We start from the raw sequence: 15727 nt of genomic DNA on the forward strand, positions 1-15727 counted from the left end.
CAGTCATCAAAGATATTTTCAGATCTTCCCTGCCAACGCCTCCCCAGGGCTTCTCATATCAGAACAGTACTGAGTAGTTCATCCCAAACGTCCGGCCACGGCCTTTGTAGTCATACAGCGAGGCAGGGCCATAGCCCGGGCTGTAGTACATCGGCGCGCGTTGTCCCCAGACGGTGGTGTAGTCGCGGTCAAAGAGGTTTTCAATGCTAAAGCTCAGTTTCCCTACCGGCAACGCATAGCTGCCAAGCAGATCGACCGTCGTGTAGCCATCAATCTCATTACCTGCATCATCGCTCAGCTTAAAGGACGTGGTGCTCTGCACGCGCAGGCTCCACGGGTCCGGTGCCCAGCCGATGTAGGCCGTCGCTTTCGACGGGCTCGCCACCTTCACGTCATATTTCTGCCAGCTGCCGTCCACCTTTGATTCGGTTTTCAGTACGTTGAAATTCCCCCCGGCGCTCCAGTCGCTGTCTGGAATAAAGTAATCCACCGCGCCCTCTACGCCGTAGATGCGGCGCTTATCGTCCACCACGCTGATGGTCAGATCTTTATTCGCCTGCACGTTTTTGTCGGACAACGAGTAGTAGGCGGCGATCTGCGTGCGCAGGTTGTCGCCGGTGTAGCGCCAGCCGAGTTCGTAGGAGTTCACCTTGATCCCTTCGAGCTTGCTGTCGTCGACGTTGACGCTGTTCACCAGCGGCAGATGGCCGTTCACCGCCTTTCCGTATTGCCCGCGACCATAGTATTTACCCGGATCCGGGAGTTCGACGCCCTGAGAGAAGTTAAACCACGTCTGCTGGCGCTCGGTAAGGTGTACTAACAGACCGGCGTTAAAGAGGTAATTATCGTAGTCGGTTGAGCCGCCGGGAATGGCGTCGGCGGAACGGGCGCTGCCGTCGGCAATTAAACGTTGCTCGTTGTAGCCCACGAAATCGTCGACGCGGTTCTCGGTGTACTGGTAGCGCACGCCGCCGCTGAGGGTGAAGATTTCGTTGATATCGTAGCTCGACTGCAGGAACGCGGCCAGGTTGCTGATATCGTAGCTCGGGTAGCGTCCGGTGGTGTATATCTGCTGGTTGTTTAAGCCGCCGGAGGCGTTGGCCTTTTGCTTATCGAAATACATCTGATTAGAGGTGAAGCGCTCGTGATCGGCATCCAGTCCGTAGGTGAGCTGCCAGCCGTCCAACGGCGTGCTGTTGAGCGTTAGCTTCGCGCCGTACTGGTTTGTGTCCTGCTGCGATGACGAGAAGCTTGTCAGGTTGAAGTTTTTATCCACGCTCGGGAAAGGGTAGAACTTCAAGGATTCATCGCGATAGTAAACCTGACCGACCAGCTCCTGGCCGAGGAAATCGCTGTTGGAATACTGCAGGCTCATCAGGTGGCGTTCGGTACCGGGAATACGGTCGGAGCTGAGGCCGCTGCTGACGTACGGTTTGCTTTTACCGGTGAGGGCAGAAAAATCTTTCCCCAGGTTCAGGCCGTAGTCATCGTCTCCCTGGCTTTTATAGTACTGCGTCACTAGCTGTAGCTGCTGCGTTTCATTGATATTCAGCGTGCCGGTACCCATCACATCGAGACGGTCGGAGTACTGCAGCCCGGTTTGGGTGTTATCCAGCAGGGTGGCATCGCCGTTGCCATCATACCAGCCGCCAAACTTCTGATACGCCACCGACAGCCGTCCGGCAATATGATCGTTGCCGCCTGAAACGGCGCTGGCAACGCGTTCATCGTGATCTTTGCTGCTGTTGAAGCCGCTTTTCGTACCGGCTTCAAACTCCACCTGAGTTTCCGGCTGGCCCTTTTTGGTCACGATATTAATCAGGCCACCGGTACTGCCGCCGCCGTACAGCGAGGTCGCGCCGGAGATGACTTCAATATGTTCGATATTGAAGGGGTCTATGGAGTCCAGCTGGCGGCTGTCGGTGCGCGAAGAGTTGAGGCGTACGCCGTCAATCAGCACCACCAGCGGGCGACCGCGTACGTTCATGCCGTAGTTGGTGCGGCTCTGGCTACTTACGTCAAGGCCGGGGATCAGCTGGGCCAGCGCATCTTTGAGCTCTTTACCGCCCTGTATCTGCTGCTCCAGTTCGGCGTTTTCAATCACCCAGGTGGTCTGCGCCATTTCCGCTACCGTGCGGTTGCTACGGTTGGCGGAGATCACCATGCTTTCATCATCGGTAGTTTGCGCCACCGCGGGTGCCATCATGGCGAGAAGTAAAGGGTTGAGCGCCCAGAGGCTCTTTTTGATCGTCATCATCATCATTCCTGCGCATGGGCCGATAAAGGGCGGCCCAAAAATGCGTTCCGTGAGTTAAAGAAGCAGCGTAGCGCTGCAGTTTTCCCGGATACCGCGGCGTCGCTGAATCTGACGGCGATCTCCTGAGTGGGGGCAAATCACTTCCAGCGAGCGTCTGCGGCTCGTCCAGAATGCATTAGGCGTGATAATGAGAATTTTGCAGATAATGTTTCTCATTATCAACATTTGTTTCGATTTTTGTTAAAAAATTTATATGCGTGTTAACGCCAGGCAGGAGGGAACCTCGCCCGTCGCACGTTTAAAGAGAAGAATGAAAATGTTGAAGGGGCTGTGTCCCCTGAATTTGCGTGCGAGCAATGAGCAGAGGGTAAAACGGCCGGCCGATGAAGCCGACGGGTTGAGTAAAGCCCGGTCACGACGGATGTGGCGGGCCTTACTCGTGATAGCTCAAGGCATTACAGACCCAGGTCAGACAGGCCTGGGTGATCGTCAGGACGACGCCCCAGTGGCCAGAAGAATTTGCGCTCGCTTTCTTTGATTGGCATGTCATTGATACATGCGAAGCGACGTTTCATCAGACCGTCGGCCTCAAACTCCCAGTTTTCGTTACCGTAAGAACGGAACCAGTTACCTGAGTCATCATGCCATTCGTAAGCGTAACGGACGGCGATACGGTTTCCACCAAACGCCCACAGCTCTTTGATGAGTCGGTACTCGAGCTCTTTTTTCCACTTACGCGCGAGGAACCCTTCGGCTTCTTCACGATGACTCGCGAATTCGGTACGGTTACGCCATTGGGTATCCAGCGAGTAAGCCAGCGCGACTTTTGCCGCGTCGCGGGTGTTCCAGCCGTCTTCAGCCAGACGGACTTTCTCAATGGCCGTTTCCAGCGTGAAGGGCGGAAGCGGCGGACGTACGGGTGTGTCAGTCATGGTAAAATTCCTGTTCGTGTCGGTTTTAGGGAATCGCCCTAATCGTTACTCAGGCCCGGCCGAGAGCCGTTCCAGCAAAACGTTTGCCACGTTCCGTGCGTCGTCAGCGGCGTTCCGATCGCCCATCACGTATGTCATGGTGATTGCCCCCTCGATCAACATCAGCAGCTGTCTGGCCAGAACGACAGGGTGTTCTGCGTGCAGCTGCTCGCAGAGCGCGATCGTGTAATCCAGCAGTTTCTGCTTATGCATTTTTGCTATCTGGCGAACAGGATCGTCCGGGTCTCCCACTTCTCCGGCTGTGTTGATAAAGGCACAGCCGCGGAAGCCTTCGGACTCAAACCAGCTTTTCAGAACGGTGAACATGTTCAGAATGCGATCCCGAGGCGTTTCGCCTTTATCCGACTCGGTTCTGAACCACTGCATCCACCGTTCGTCACGCGCATTCAACGCGGCCGATGCCACGTCCTCCTTGTTCGCAAAATAGCGATAAATACTCTTCCTTGCGACGCCTGAGGTCTTTACCAGAAGGTCCATGCCCGTGGCGTGGATACCGTTCTGATAGATAAGCTGTTCAGCGGTGGCGAGGATTTTTTCTCGTGTGTCACTTGGCTTTCTGTTCATGCTTTAAAGGTAGAACGATCGTTCTACCTGATCAAGTGTTAATCATGGATGATGTTTAGGCAGAGGAGGGGGATGTTTAAAAAGTGCTTTTAAATCAATTAAAAGTCAGTCAAAAAAAATCGCGGGAAAGTGCTTTTCGGAAAAAACACGCTGCCAGGAAAAATTTGGGCGTTAATAATGGGACGGCGGTGTGCTAAACAGGGAGAGACAGGTGTACTCCAGGTGTTAAAACAATCTTTTGATGTTACAGAAAAAATAGCGAACAGGAACGGCTGAAAATGATCAAATATTTATTGCTGGTGGTGGTGATGCTCGTAGGATGTACCAGTGCGCCAAACTTACCGCCTACGGATACTATTGTGGCGGTAAAACCGGTTGACTCCGGCATTATCGCCAGCTCGGCGAAGTACAGTTATCGTTTTTTTCGTACCGGCTTCCCCCAAGAATATCAGCGTTATAAGACATTTTATGAACGTTTTCACCAGCAGGCTTCTGGCGTGCGGGTTAACTTTGTTGTCGATCAACATGAAGTGACGGCGGAATACGTGGTTGTGGTGGATAAACGCAAACTGGATGCCGGGCAGCATGCCGAGCTGGTCAATCAGTATCATGCGGTGCAGATTGATAACGATCGCCTCGGTATTTTGTTTAAAGCGACGGGGTTTTGGTCTTCATCGTACGCGCCAGAACTGGCTGCAGAGTATCGGTTAGAACAGCCCGTTGTGGTATCAATCAATGATAAGACTAAAACGTTAAGCTCCCTTGGCGAGATCGCCATGATCCCCTTAGTCCCTTTGTTCCCACTGTACATGATGTACGGATGTGCCACCGGGCCCTGCATCTGAGGGAAAGGGCGGCTTCTGAAACGACCAGGCGTTGGGGGACGGAAGCCTCCGGCCCCTCTGGTTTGGCCGCCAATCATGATGGATTTGAAATGTCTATCGGGATGGGGAAATAGCTCCCCTGAGCTGTGTCTTAAAAGATGAATACTAATACTGTCAAATTTACCTTAAATAGTGCTTTAGATAACAATTACTGGAGTGTTTTCTATTATTTTGTTCACTTGCCTCTGTGATATGCTTGTTTTAGTATCATAACAACTATAAAAATATATCAAAGGATCGTTTATGGAATGGGGATGTATAAAGTGCGGGGTAGCCATACCTCAGGAAAGAGAATTTTGCGATGTCTGTGAAGAAAAACATTTCAGGAAAATTGGCGGTTTTTTATTTTTACCTCTCATCGGGTTAGTGGTTACCGCTGCGGGGTATCTGTTTGCAATGACAGATGCATTTAAATTTATGGCAGAGAATTATACGCATTTGAATGTCAGTGCGAAAACATTCTTTGCACTCTCTCTTGCTATTTATGCCGTAGAGTTTTTATTTTCTCTGACGGTACTTTCCTTTTTCTTGAGAAAGAAAAGATTTTTACCCAAGCTTTATATGCTGTTTTTGATATCTATTGTAGTAACAATGTCATTAAATCTCTATATGCTTTATAGGTTAATTCCCGGCGTAAATATTGGCTATAATGAACTTGTTCCTGTTTTCAGAAATGTGATATCAGCGTTCATTTGGATTCCGTATTTCATAACATCCGTGCGCGTAAAAAGAACGTTTATCCGCTAAGAGGCCATTGGCGTGGCTTTTTATCGCTGATTATTGGATACGCAGAGTATGCTTGCCGCGCTTCAGCCAGCAAAACCAGGGGCGGGCGCTCTGCGAGTGGCCAGGATAAACGTTGTTCCGTTCGTCGTCATACCCCAAAGCCGCTATCTTGCTAATTTCATGAGATGTGTAGCCATTCCCCATTGAAGATTTGTGCATTTCCCGTCTACCCATTCCAGAACAGAGTAGCTCGCATTGGGCTGGGCGTAGCGAGAAAAATTATCGATAACCCCCTCTTTTAGCTGCGCCAGAACGCCCTGGCTAACCTGGCCGTGAGACACCACACAAACCGTCTGATGCTGATTGGCTATTTGCAGGTGACAAAAGAAATCCATGATTCGCTGGGTAGCCTGAGCCAGAGTTTCCCCTTCAGGAGGGCAATAGTTTGCATCGTGCATGAATAGCGCATTTACATCATCCGGATGGCTGCGCGTGAGCTGCGCGGATGCGAGCCCTTCAAAACGACCAAAAGCCTGTTCTTTTAGTGACGGTTCAATGATCAGTGGGCAGTGAAGGCCTTTTGCCAGGCTCAACCCCATCTGCCGTGCGCGCCCGAGAGGAGAGCTGTAAATACATGCTATCGGGTAGGCGCTTTCCAACAGTGCGGCCAGTAATGCCGATGTTTCTCGTATACCCCGGGGGGTAATCGGGCTATCGCTATGCCCCTGGATTATCCTGCTTAGATTCCACTCGGTTTCGGCATGCCTTACCAGTATTACTTTCATCGTTATTTATATCCGCCAGCCCGCAGGAGTGCTTGCACTGCACAATATGTGCATCAATTCAGGTCGAAGTGTAGACGAATAAGCGGGTTGCTGTTTTAGATAACGTCGGCAGCGGGCAGGGGCGGGCAGCGATGAAGGTCTGCTGGGAGCGAGAAGCGGCCATAAGGCGTTTCAAATCGAGAAAGGTGAGTTACATTAATGCTTAACGATTAGCTGTACACAGCCTAAATCATTTAAAAGGGTGAAAATTAAAATACTCATGAGCAGACGGCTTAACAGAGATCATCGAACTAAAGTCAGAAATATTCCACGCCGCTTGAAAGCTCTTAACCGTTGGGCTGGTACATTTCATAACCCTCAACGAAGCGTGTTTTCAGAGGATGAGCATTACTGGAATTTCAAAATCCCGGTAGAGATTAATCTTATTCAGGGAAAGTACAGCACACTTAAAACCAAAGCAGATTGCGCGCAAGCCATGATTAATGCTTGTTCAAATCTTATAACAGCAACTGCTGGTATGAATTACAGCCCCCGGATTACTGCGGTTATATGCCTTCCGGATATGTTTACAAGCGAAATCTGTCTCTATCGATCAGAAGACTATTACCAAAGCTTTATTACTGAAGACCGTTCTGAAAATGGTGCCTCCGCTTTGATTAAAGAGCGCAGTCTAGCTGCTGAGTGGGGGCTCATTCTTCCAACTAATGTGCAGGAACTGGGTATTACGCTCGAATACTATGGGAGTGAGGATCGTGATGAATGGTTCACCGGAGAGCGTTGGTATTATGGACAGCTCCTGTGATAGTGCCGTTTTCTATGTTTGCTTGAACGTCCGCTCTTGGCACACAGTGGACGAGCTAACTGAGATGAAGGTCCGCAGTGAGCGAAAAACGGTCCTTTAATCCATTCTGTATCAGATGCAGGACTAACACTAGCATCTGATAATCAACCGGGGATAGGTCATCGCATCCGGTCAGGTAGTGGTGATGTGGTTCTACGTTGTGAGAAATGAACAAAGATATTTGGTGTTAAAAAATGACGGAAATGGACGATGACATTTTAGAATATGATCTGGACTGGTTTTTATCCAGCCAAGAAGGGTACTTAGCGCATTTTGCAACAGCAGGTCAGGGGCCGGTTCCTGAAAGGATCAAGTCATCTGCCGAGGACTATAATTTTATTCTTGATTATATTTACTCACTGGAACCCTTGTCAGAGGTCTATGTGATAGAAGGCAATTTGCCTGTATTTTCAAATGAAAATCAACGTTCTTGCTATCTGCGTTCATTTGTTGAGATGTCAAGTAAAGGATTGTTCAGCTACGACTATGAACAAGGTGTATATAAATTAATTTCGAAACCAAAAACACCATTGAAATATGAAACATTGCCAAATAAAATGAAAGGCGTAATTTATGTTTCAGATAGATAAATTGACTTATAGATATGATGTGCTGATGCGACCTGTGCTCAATTTTTTGGCACACAATAGCCATAGAAAGATCCGATCTTGTCACTGCGCGGATAGGCTCGAAGATCGATGTCCGCTGTGAGCGAGAAGCGGAAGATTAATGGGGCAACTATTTTCTTGGCTTCCTTTTCAGGAATAATTACCATGTAGCATAACTTTTGTTATCCTAACCTCTCCTCCGGGTATATTGATCATATGCGAAAATTACAAAAATTAATTGCAGCCGAATATACCAACCCTCCACCTCAATCCAAACTATCTTCGACAGCGATACCTCGTATTGCATCAAAATGTCGAAAGGATGAAATTGCAGATGCACATATCCTCATAAAGCAGCTCAAAGCTGAGTTGGCCACTGTTCCTGATTGGGATGGAGATACACAGGATGACATCTGGAGAACCATCGAGCTGCTCAGAGCAATCTTGGCGAAGGTAAGATAATAAATGCCCCGGATGTCCGCTCCTGGCACTAAGCGGTCCGCCTGGAGCACTGCAAGATTTGCTATGAGCGAAAAGAAGACGTTGCCACTTTTTCCCAAAAAAGCGCTAACAGAAACAGTGCCTTTCACTATTCAGACATCAAAAATCTGGAGAATATTTTACAGGAGACATAGCGCCTTTCTTTCTAAGAACGTCCGGAATCTTTTTACCAAGGTAAATTTTTGCTATATCAGGAGGAGCTAGTCTTCCCCTGAATCCAAAGCGGGATTTTTGAGTAGATTCAAACTCATCATCAGCATCCCATGAAGGCATCTCAGGGAAATTCTCACGGGTAGATTCGAGCCACTCATCAGCTATATAAACCCCTCTGACGATTCCCCTCACTGTGGCCAGTATAAATTCAGCCTTACGAGCGCGCTCAACACGCACACGCCAGCTAAATCGTACGGCATCATAGAGGTCTACATCCTTTGAACTTCTATTCACGGAAATCATCAGGACTTTATGTTGGAACACGACTGTTTCGGGTTGGTATGTTGCGATCAATTCTTTGATGTGTGCTGCACCATATTCATTACTGCCAGCACCACTCATGATGTTAGTTAAACCGGGGTAGGCGTCGATAAGTGCAGCTTCAACCTCGTACGCGGTCTTTTCATCTGTCATACCGTGTCGGTGGATTACATGAATAACCTCAAGACCAGCCAACCTTATCTCTCGAAGTTGCTTGAGTTTATTACTGAGCAATTCATCATCATCAACCGCAGCGACTTCACCGCGCATATGAGCAAATACTCGATTCCCTTTTCCTTTCCCCACGTAAAAGGTACTTCCATCCCTTGGATCAATTAATCGGTATACATACCAGCCAAGATGTTCCATCACTCCCGGAGGAAACTCCTTGATATCCATGCTATAACTCCTAGTTCTTGATTCATGAGGCATAAGTTAAACATAGCAATGTCGATTAACAACTAATATTACCTATTAATCTCCCCCTATGATTGATATACCGAAGAAAAAGCAACGTCCACTCCTGGCACGGATCGAACATCCTATCTCACGATAGCTATCTGTTTTTTCTGTGCTAAAGTGCTGTATCCGTTTCCAGTAGCGTACCGTTCCCCATGATCTTGACCCTCCATCTCCGAACAGCTTTTGTATCTTAAGTTAACGATGTCCGCTGCCGCCGGTATTCCCTCGGGGAGTGATATCCCAGCGCGCTGTGCGGGTGGTTTTCATTGTAATGCGTGAACGCTACTGCAAGGTTTCGCAGTGCTGTTCTCACATCCGGTTTTGGCATGAACGCGATATAGTCTTCTTTCATCGTTTTCACGAACCGTTCGGCCATGCCATTACTCTGCGGGCTGCTCACCGCTGTTGTGCAGGGCTCCAGATTCAGCTCTCTCGCGAACCTCCGCGTTTCATACGCGGTATACGCTGAACCGTTATCCGTCAGCCACTGCACCGCTGTGTCGGGCAACCTGTCGCCGAAGCGCTTTTCCACCGACCTCAGCATCACATCCTGCACGGTCGAACTGTCATAGCCTCCCGTGCTTGCTGCCCAGTCTATGGCCTCACGGTCGCAGCAGTCCAGCGCGAACGTTACCCGCAGTTTTTCGCCGTTGTCGCAGCCGAACTCGAAGCCATCTGAACACCAGCGCATATCGCTTTCTGCCACCGCTATCTTGCCCTTATGTTCACGCTTCGGTCGCTCTGGTTTGTGATGCAACAACAACAGGTTATGCTCGCTCATTATCCTGTAAAGCCGTTTGGCATTCACAGGTGGCTGTCCCTCTGTGCGACGTTGCTTGCGCAGGATGCCCCACACGCGTCGATAACCATAACTCGGCATATCGCTGATAATGTTGAGGATAGCCGACAGTATTTCTGCGTCTGCTTCTTCATTACGCCGGTTACAGCGCCTGTCCTGCCAGTCGGCAGAACGGTTAATCCGCAGTGACAGTTGCGCACGCGACACGCCCATGGTCCGGCTGACCATGGCTATTCCCCGTCCTTTGGCAACAAGGGCGCGTGCGCTATCCATTTTCGCGACTGACCGTACTCCACGGCTTCTTTCAGGATCTCAACTTCCATCGTTTTCTTGCCCAGAAGGCGCTGAAGCTCCCGGACCTGCTTCAGAGCAGCAGTAAGCTCAGAAGCAGGAACGACTTCCTCTCCAGCCGCAACGGCGGTGAGGCTGCCTTCCTGATATTGCTTCTTCCACTTAAACAGCAGGCTGGGCTGGATACCATGCAGGCGGGCGACATGGGAGACATTCATACCCGGCTCCATCGTCTGCTGGATAATGGCGATCTTCTCCTGAGGAGTTTTACGTTTACGGACTTCTTGCCCTAACAGGATCCCGGTCATCTCAAAATTGGCGTTAGTGTTAGACATATATTCAAGCCTATCTCTTATCTGGAGATACAGCTACTGTCCGGTGTTTCAGGGGGCTACATCACCCCATGTAACGATTTTCTCTTTTAACAGTGTTTATTTTCCGCGTTGCCTGATGGCTGCGTGGGTTTCTGTTATTTAAGTTGAGAATCTTTCTGTATGAACACGTTACTGTTTGCGCTTCTTGGCGCACTGCGTAACCATCGCTGGTTACGCCTGCTTGGTTTTGCCTATATTCTGTCATCGCTGGGTAATGGGCTGACTCAGGTCATTATTTTCGGTCAACTTCTGCACTGGCAGGCTTCTCCTGCGACGCTTACCATGGTGTATATGCTGTCGATGCTACCCAGCTTTATTGGCAGCATCTGGGGCGAGACGCTGTGTAAGCAAACATCACCACTGCGGGTCCTGATTTTTACTGAGATATCGGGTCTGCTGGTGCTCATTTTTCCATTGTATGGTTTGCTGCATCATAGTATTCCAGCGCTGCTGGTCGTGCAGTGTGCAGAAGCACTGCTCAGCGGCATGAGCTACCCGGCGCTGACGCTGCTGTTCAAACGTGGATTGCGCACTGATGAACTTCCTGCGGCAACGGCCATGGAAACCCTCATTTTTGCCTCACAGGTTTTGTTGGGGACCGGGCTGGGTGTTGTTCTGTTTGACCTGATTGATTCCCTGTATCTGCTTGCCCTTGATGCCCTCAGTTTTACGGCGGCTGTGGCGCTGCTTATGATCTCCGGATCGGTTTTTCGCGACGCAGAACGCCAGCCTGCGGAGGTTTCTTCTGACAGCCAGGCTCCGCTCTGGCGCGTTATATCGCCCATGCAAAAAAGAAGCATTTTGCTGTTACCTGCGCTTGCTGCGGTGGGATCCCCGGCGATGGCGCTTTTACCCGCATTGGCACAAGAAATGAGGCCTGAAGATTCCGCCGGGCTGGCATTACCGCTACTTTTTGCCCGCAGCCTTGGACAGCTCTGTGGGCCACTCATGCTGGATGCCGGTAAATTGCAGCGATATAGCGCCAATAACGGCCTGCTGCTGATATGTCTGGTGCTGTTTATCGGAGCCTATTTCTTATTACCCCTATTCCTGAGCGCCTCCTTTGCCGGGCTTGTTCTGATCTTCTGTGCCCATATGGCGTCGAATATTGTATTTGCTTTGGGAACGTTCGGTATTCTGAGGAATTTCTCGCAAAAGGATGTTGCGAAAGCCAGTGCAATATCATGGCGTGGACAGGTTCTGACAGCCGCTGTTGCTACCGGTTTAACCAGCGCAATAGCTCAGCATTTTGGCGCTTTTACCGCGCTTTATAGCGTTTCGTTGCTGAGTCTGGGGGCGGTTTGTTTATTGCTCTGGTTGAGTCGAACGAGTAACGAATAATCACTGAATCCCATCTTTGCGAGCAGGTAAATTTACTGCCTGCTCGCCTATGGCGTTCTAAACAGCGTCCTTTTTGCCGAATAAGTTTAAATTGTCACAACGTACTCAGTGTAGAAAACCTCAAAAATAGCTATCGAGGTGTTCTCATCCTCAAATACCACGTCTTTATTTATCAAAAAATATTCTGACTCACCGCTGGGGGTATTTAATTTACCTATGACAGGCTGCGCTATTATCGTGCGCGGATGTCCTGTGGCGGTGCGCGTTAATAATAACAAAAACCGATGGTTTTATTTTAACTCCTTTAAAAACATATCATTATGTATTTGGCACAAGCCTTGCTAAATGAATTCCATCTTGTATACCAACAGGAATTCAACGATGACATTCATAATGAGACGATCGCCAAAAGCGCTATTTCTGGCTTTCGCGTTTCTCCTGTTCAGCGCCCCGGCGCTGGCGGGCCCGGCCGCCGATTACGGGCAGGCGAGCCGCAGCGAGCAGGCGACCCTGCTCCAGCGCTGGGCCGCAGAACCTGATGCTGTGCGCCTGCCGCTGCTCGAAGCGTTGAGCCAGGCGTCGGTGGTCAGCGATGCCGATGGCCAGCTTTTCAGCGAGCAGGGGGGCAGGCTGGTACCGCTGGAAGGGCACGCTGCGCCGCAGGGCGAGACCAAAAAAGTGTTTATGAATAACCGCCTTCGCGGATTGGTGGCCAGCGCGCTGGCATCGCACCAGTTGGTCAGCAATGACCCGAACGTCCGCTTAGCGGCGGCCCTGACGTTACAAAACGGCGCGCAGCAGGATCAGTTGCCCATGTTAACTCAGCGCCTGGCGGCCGAGCGGGACGCGCGCGTACATACCGCGCTGGCGATTGCCGTAGCCAACCTGCAGCTCTCTGACAGCCGCGCGGAGCAGCGTCTGCGGGCGGTTAAGCTGCTGGGTGAAGCCAGCGATCCGCAGGTGCAGGCGAGCCTTAGCCGCCTGACGCAGCCGCAAAATGAACCGGATGCGACGGTGCGCGCAGCGGCGGCGGAAAGTCTGAAGCAGGTGCAGCAGCGTCTGAGATGGGGCGACTGGCTGGGCCAGGCGTTCAGCGGCATCTCGCTGGGCTCGATCCTGCTGCTGGCGGCGCTGGGGTTGGCGATCACCTACGGTCTGCTGGGCGTTATCAATATGGCCCACGGTGAGATGCTGATGCTCGGTGCGTATTCCACATGGCTGGTGCAGGACGCTTTCCAGCGGCTGGCGCCGGAGTGGCTGGCGCTGTATCCGCTGGTGGCGCTGCCGGTGGCGTTCTTTATCACCGCCGCGATCGGCATGCTGCTTGAGCGCACGATTATTCGCCACCTGTACGGGCGACCGCTGGAAACCCTGCTGGCGACCTGGGGGATCAGCCTGATGCTGATTCAACTGGTGCGCGTCCTGTTTGGTACGCAGAACCTTGAAGTGGCTAACCCCGCCTGGCTGTCGGGCGGCTGGAGCGTGCTGCCTAACCTGGTGCTGCCGTATAACCGCATTGCCGTGATCCTGTTCGTTATTGGCGTGCTGGCGTTGACCTGGCTGCTGCTGAACAAAACGCGTCTTGGCATGAACGTGCGTGCGGTGACGCAAAACCGCCGTATGGCCGACTGCTGCGGCGTGCCGACCGGGCGCGTCGATATGCTGGCCTTCGGTTTAGGCTCCGGCATCGCCGGGCTGGGCGGCGTTGCCCTGTCGCAACTGGGTAACGTGGGCCCGGAGCTGGGGCAGGGCTACATCATAGACTCCTTCCTGGTGGTGGTGACCGGCGGCGTAGGCCAGCTTGCCGGCACCGTGGCGGCAGCGCTGGGCCTTGGCGTCCTCAATAAGGTGCTGGAACCGCAGATAGGCGCGGTGCTGGGCAAAATTGCCATTCTGGTCTTGATCGTGCTGTTTATTCAAAAACGGCCGCAAGGATTGTTCGCATTCAAAGGGCGGGTAATTGACTGATGAGCCAACCACTTACGTTAACTATTGCGCGCCGCGCGCCGCGCCTGACCGGCTCACTGGCGGCGTTGGTGCTGGTAGCGTTGCTGGCGCTGCCTTTCTTCGCGCTGCTACCGGCGGCGCATCCGCTGGCGATGTCGACCTATACGCTCACGCTTATCGGCAAAATTCTCTGCTATGCGGTAGTGGCCGTAGCGCTGGATCTGGTGTGGGGGTACGCCGGGCTGCTGTCGCTGGGACACGGCCTGTTCTTTGCGCTGGGCGGCTACGCCATGGGGATGTATCTGATGCGCCAGGCGTCCGGCGATGGGCTGCCGGCGTTTATGTCTTTTCTGTCGTGGAACGAGCTGCCGTGGTTCTGGGCGGGTACTCAGCACTTCGCCTGGGCGCTGTGTCTGATTATCCTCGTACCGGGCCTGCTGGCGCTGGTATTCGGTTATTTTGCCTTCCGTTCACGCATCAAAGATGTCTACTTCTCCATTATGACCCAGGCGCTCACCTACGCCGGGATGCTGCTGTTTTTCCGCAATGAAACCGGCTTTGGCGGGAACAATGGGTTTACCGGCTTTACCACGCTGCTGGGCTTCCCTGTCTCTGCTACCGACACGCGTATCGCGCTGTTTGTCGCCACCGTGCTGCTGCTGGCAGGCTCGCTGGCGATTGGCCTGCTGCTCACACGCAGTAAGTTTGGCCGCGTGCTGACCGCCGTGCGCGACGCGGAAAACCGTCTGATGTTCTGCGGCTACGATCCAAAAGGCTTCAAGCTGTTCGTCTGGACGCTGTCCGCGGTGCTATGCGGCCTGGCGGGGGCGCTGTACGTCCCGCAGGTGGGGATTATCAACCCCAGCGAAATGTCGCCGACCAACTCGATTGAAGCCGCCATCTGGGTGGCGCTCGGCGGACGCGGTACGCTGATTGGCCCGATTCTCGGCGCGGGCATTGTTAACGGCGCCAAAAGCTACTTCACCGTTGCCTTCCCTGACTTCTGGCTCTTTTTCCTCGGACTCATGTTTATTCTCGTCACGCTGTTCCTGCCGCGCGGTGTGATTGGCCTGCTTAAACGGAGGAAGCATGACTGATTCCCTGTTCACCCAAGCGCTACCGCAGGATCGCTACCGTCATACCACCGATCCTGTGCTGGAGCTGAATAATATCAACGTCACTTTCGATGCTTTCCGTGCGCTGACCAACCTGTCGCTGAAAATTGGCGTCGGCGAGCTGCGCTGCGTGATTGGCCCCAACGGTGCGGGGAAAACCACGCTGATGGATGTGATCACCGGCAAAACGCGGCCGGACAGCGGTACGGTGACTTACGACCAGAATATCGACCTGATGGGCATGTCATCGGTGGAGATTGCGCGAGCGGGTATCGGGCGTAAGTTCCAGAAGCCGACGGTATTTGAGGCGCTGAGCGTGATGGAGAACCTTGAAATCGCGCTCAAAATGGATAAGTCGGTGTGGACCTGTCTGCGGGCGAGGCTCACCGGTAGCCAGCGGGACCGTATTGATGAAGTGCTGGAGCTGCTGCGGCTCACCGCCCATCGTCATCGCCCGTCAGGCCTGCTTTCGCACGGGCAAAAGCAGTTTCTTGAAATTGGCATGCTGCTGGTCCAGGAGCCGCACCTGCTGCTGCTGGATGAACCCGCAGCCGGGCTGACCGATGCGGAAACGGACTATATTGCCGAGCTGTTCCGTACGCTTGCCGGCAAGCATTCGCTGATGGTCGTGGAGCACGATATGGGCTTTGTGGAAACCATCGCCGACCACGTCACTGTCCTGCATCAGGGGCAGGTGCTGGCAGAAGGATCGCTGCGCGATGTGCAGGCCAATGAGCAGGTTATCGACGTTTATCTGGGGCGCTAA

At 52.2% G+C, this 15727-nt stretch carries 15 protein-coding genes; 9 read left to right on the plus strand and 6 right to left on the minus strand.

Going from position 1 to position 15727, the window contains the following annotated elements:
* Window positions 1-58: 58 nt before the first annotated feature.
* The 3 genes from iutA to H7R58_RS05075 form a co-directional block, all read right to left on the minus strand.
* On the minus strand, window positions 59-2254 hold the full coding sequence (iutA, locus tag H7R58_RS05065; RefSeq protein WP_413774317.1) for a ferric aerobactin receptor IutA: 2196 nt from the start codon (window positions 2252-2254) through the stop codon (window positions 59-61).
* A 458-nt stretch (window positions 2255-2712) separates the two neighbouring features.
* Window positions 2713-3189 (minus strand): nuclear transport factor 2 family protein, encoded by a 477-nt coding sequence (locus H7R58_RS05070; RefSeq protein WP_106930899.1) that lies wholly within the window; start codon window positions 3187-3189, stop codon window positions 2713-2715.
* Window positions 3190-3234: 45 nt separating this feature from the next.
* On the minus strand, window positions 3235-3813 hold the full coding sequence (locus H7R58_RS05075) for a TetR/AcrR family transcriptional regulator (RefSeq protein ID WP_182934639.1): 579 nt from the start codon (window positions 3811-3813) through the stop codon (window positions 3235-3237).
* 278 nt (window positions 3814-4091) lie between these two features.
* Between H7R58_RS05075 and H7R58_RS05080 the strand changes: the two genes are divergently transcribed.
* Window positions 4092-4658, plus strand: coding sequence for a hypothetical protein (locus H7R58_RS05080; RefSeq protein WP_106930895.1), 567 nt, complete (start codon window positions 4092-4094; stop codon window positions 4656-4658).
* 282 nt (window positions 4659-4940) lie between these two features.
* Complete coding sequence (locus H7R58_RS05085; RefSeq protein WP_182934640.1) at window positions 4941-5444, plus strand: DUF2569 domain-containing protein; 504 nt, start codon at window positions 4941-4943, stop codon at window positions 5442-5444.
* Window positions 5445-5587: 143 nt separating this feature from the next.
* On the opposite strand, the gene H7R58_RS05090 is transcribed toward H7R58_RS05085, so the two are convergent.
* A complete protein-coding gene (locus tag H7R58_RS05090; RefSeq protein ID WP_182934641.1) occupies window positions 5588-6208 on the minus strand; it encodes a histidine phosphatase family protein in 621 nt (206 codons plus the stop codon).
* Between the two features lie 259 nt (window positions 6209-6467).
* On the opposite strand from H7R58_RS05090, the gene H7R58_RS05095 reads away from it, so the two are divergent.
* The 3 genes from H7R58_RS05095 to H7R58_RS05105 all read left to right on the plus strand — a co-directional run bounded on the left by H7R58_RS05095 (window position 6468) and on the right by H7R58_RS05105 (window position 8119).
* The gene (locus tag H7R58_RS05095) at window positions 6468-7010 is read left to right on the plus strand and encodes a DUF3916 domain-containing protein (protein ID WP_182934642.1); all 543 of its coding nucleotides are present in this window, start codon (window positions 6468-6470) and stop codon (window positions 7008-7010) included.
* A 233-nt stretch (window positions 7011-7243) separates the two neighbouring features.
* A complete protein-coding gene (locus H7R58_RS05100; protein WP_227674956.1) occupies window positions 7244-7639 on the plus strand; it encodes a hypothetical protein in 396 nt (131 codons plus the stop codon).
* A 234-nt stretch (window positions 7640-7873) separates the two neighbouring features.
* Window positions 7874-8119: a hypothetical protein gene (locus H7R58_RS05105; protein WP_182934643.1), complete on the plus strand. Its 246-nt coding sequence runs from the start codon at window positions 7874-7876 to the stop codon at window positions 8117-8119.
* A 138-nt stretch (window positions 8120-8257) separates the two neighbouring features.
* On the opposite strand, the gene H7R58_RS05110 is transcribed toward H7R58_RS05105, so the two are convergent.
* Together H7R58_RS05110 and H7R58_RS05115 are read right to left on the minus strand one after the other, a co-directional pair.
* The gene (locus tag H7R58_RS05110) at window positions 8258-9031 is read right to left on the minus strand and encodes an LEM-3-like GIY-YIG domain-containing protein (RefSeq protein WP_182934644.1); all 774 of its coding nucleotides are present in this window, start codon (window positions 9029-9031) and stop codon (window positions 8258-8260) included.
* 253 nt (window positions 9032-9284) lie between these two features.
* A protein-coding gene (locus H7R58_RS05115) for an IS3 family transposase (protein WP_089617520.1) occupies window positions 9285-10492 on the minus strand; the annotation gives its coding sequence in 2 pieces (ribosomal slippage) (window positions 9285-10171 and window positions 10171-10492; 1209 coding nt in all).
* Between the two features lie 186 nt (window positions 10493-10678).
* Between H7R58_RS05115 and H7R58_RS05120 the strand changes: the two genes are divergently transcribed.
* The 4 genes from H7R58_RS05120 to urtD all read left to right on the plus strand — a co-directional run bounded on the left by H7R58_RS05120 (window position 10679) and on the right by urtD (window position 15727).
* Entirely contained in the window at window positions 10679-11899 is a 1221-nt protein-coding gene (locus H7R58_RS05120; protein ID WP_182934645.1) for an MFS transporter, read from the plus strand.
* Window positions 11900-12292: 393 nt separating this feature from the next.
* Window positions 12293-13867 (plus strand): urea ABC transporter permease subunit UrtB, encoded by a 1575-nt coding sequence (gene urtB / locus H7R58_RS05125; RefSeq protein WP_182934787.1) that lies wholly within the window; start codon window positions 12293-12295, stop codon window positions 13865-13867.
* Window positions 13867-14943, plus strand: a complete 1077-nt coding sequence (urtC, locus tag H7R58_RS05130; RefSeq protein ID WP_182934646.1) for an urea ABC transporter permease subunit UrtC — start codon at window positions 13867-13869, stop codon at window positions 14941-14943. The genes urtB and urtC overlap by 1 nt, the downstream gene beginning before the upstream one ends.
* A complete protein-coding gene (urtD, locus tag H7R58_RS05135; RefSeq protein WP_182934647.1) occupies window positions 14936-15727 on the plus strand; it encodes an urea ABC transporter ATP-binding protein UrtD in 792 nt (263 codons plus the stop codon). Before urtC ends, urtD begins: the two co-directional genes overlap by 8 nt.

Source organism: Klebsiella sp. WP4-W18-ESBL-05 (genome assembly GCF_014169075.1).
Classification (GTDB): domain Bacteria; phylum Pseudomonadota; class Gammaproteobacteria; order Enterobacterales; family Enterobacteriaceae; genus Kluyvera; species Kluyvera ascorbata_B.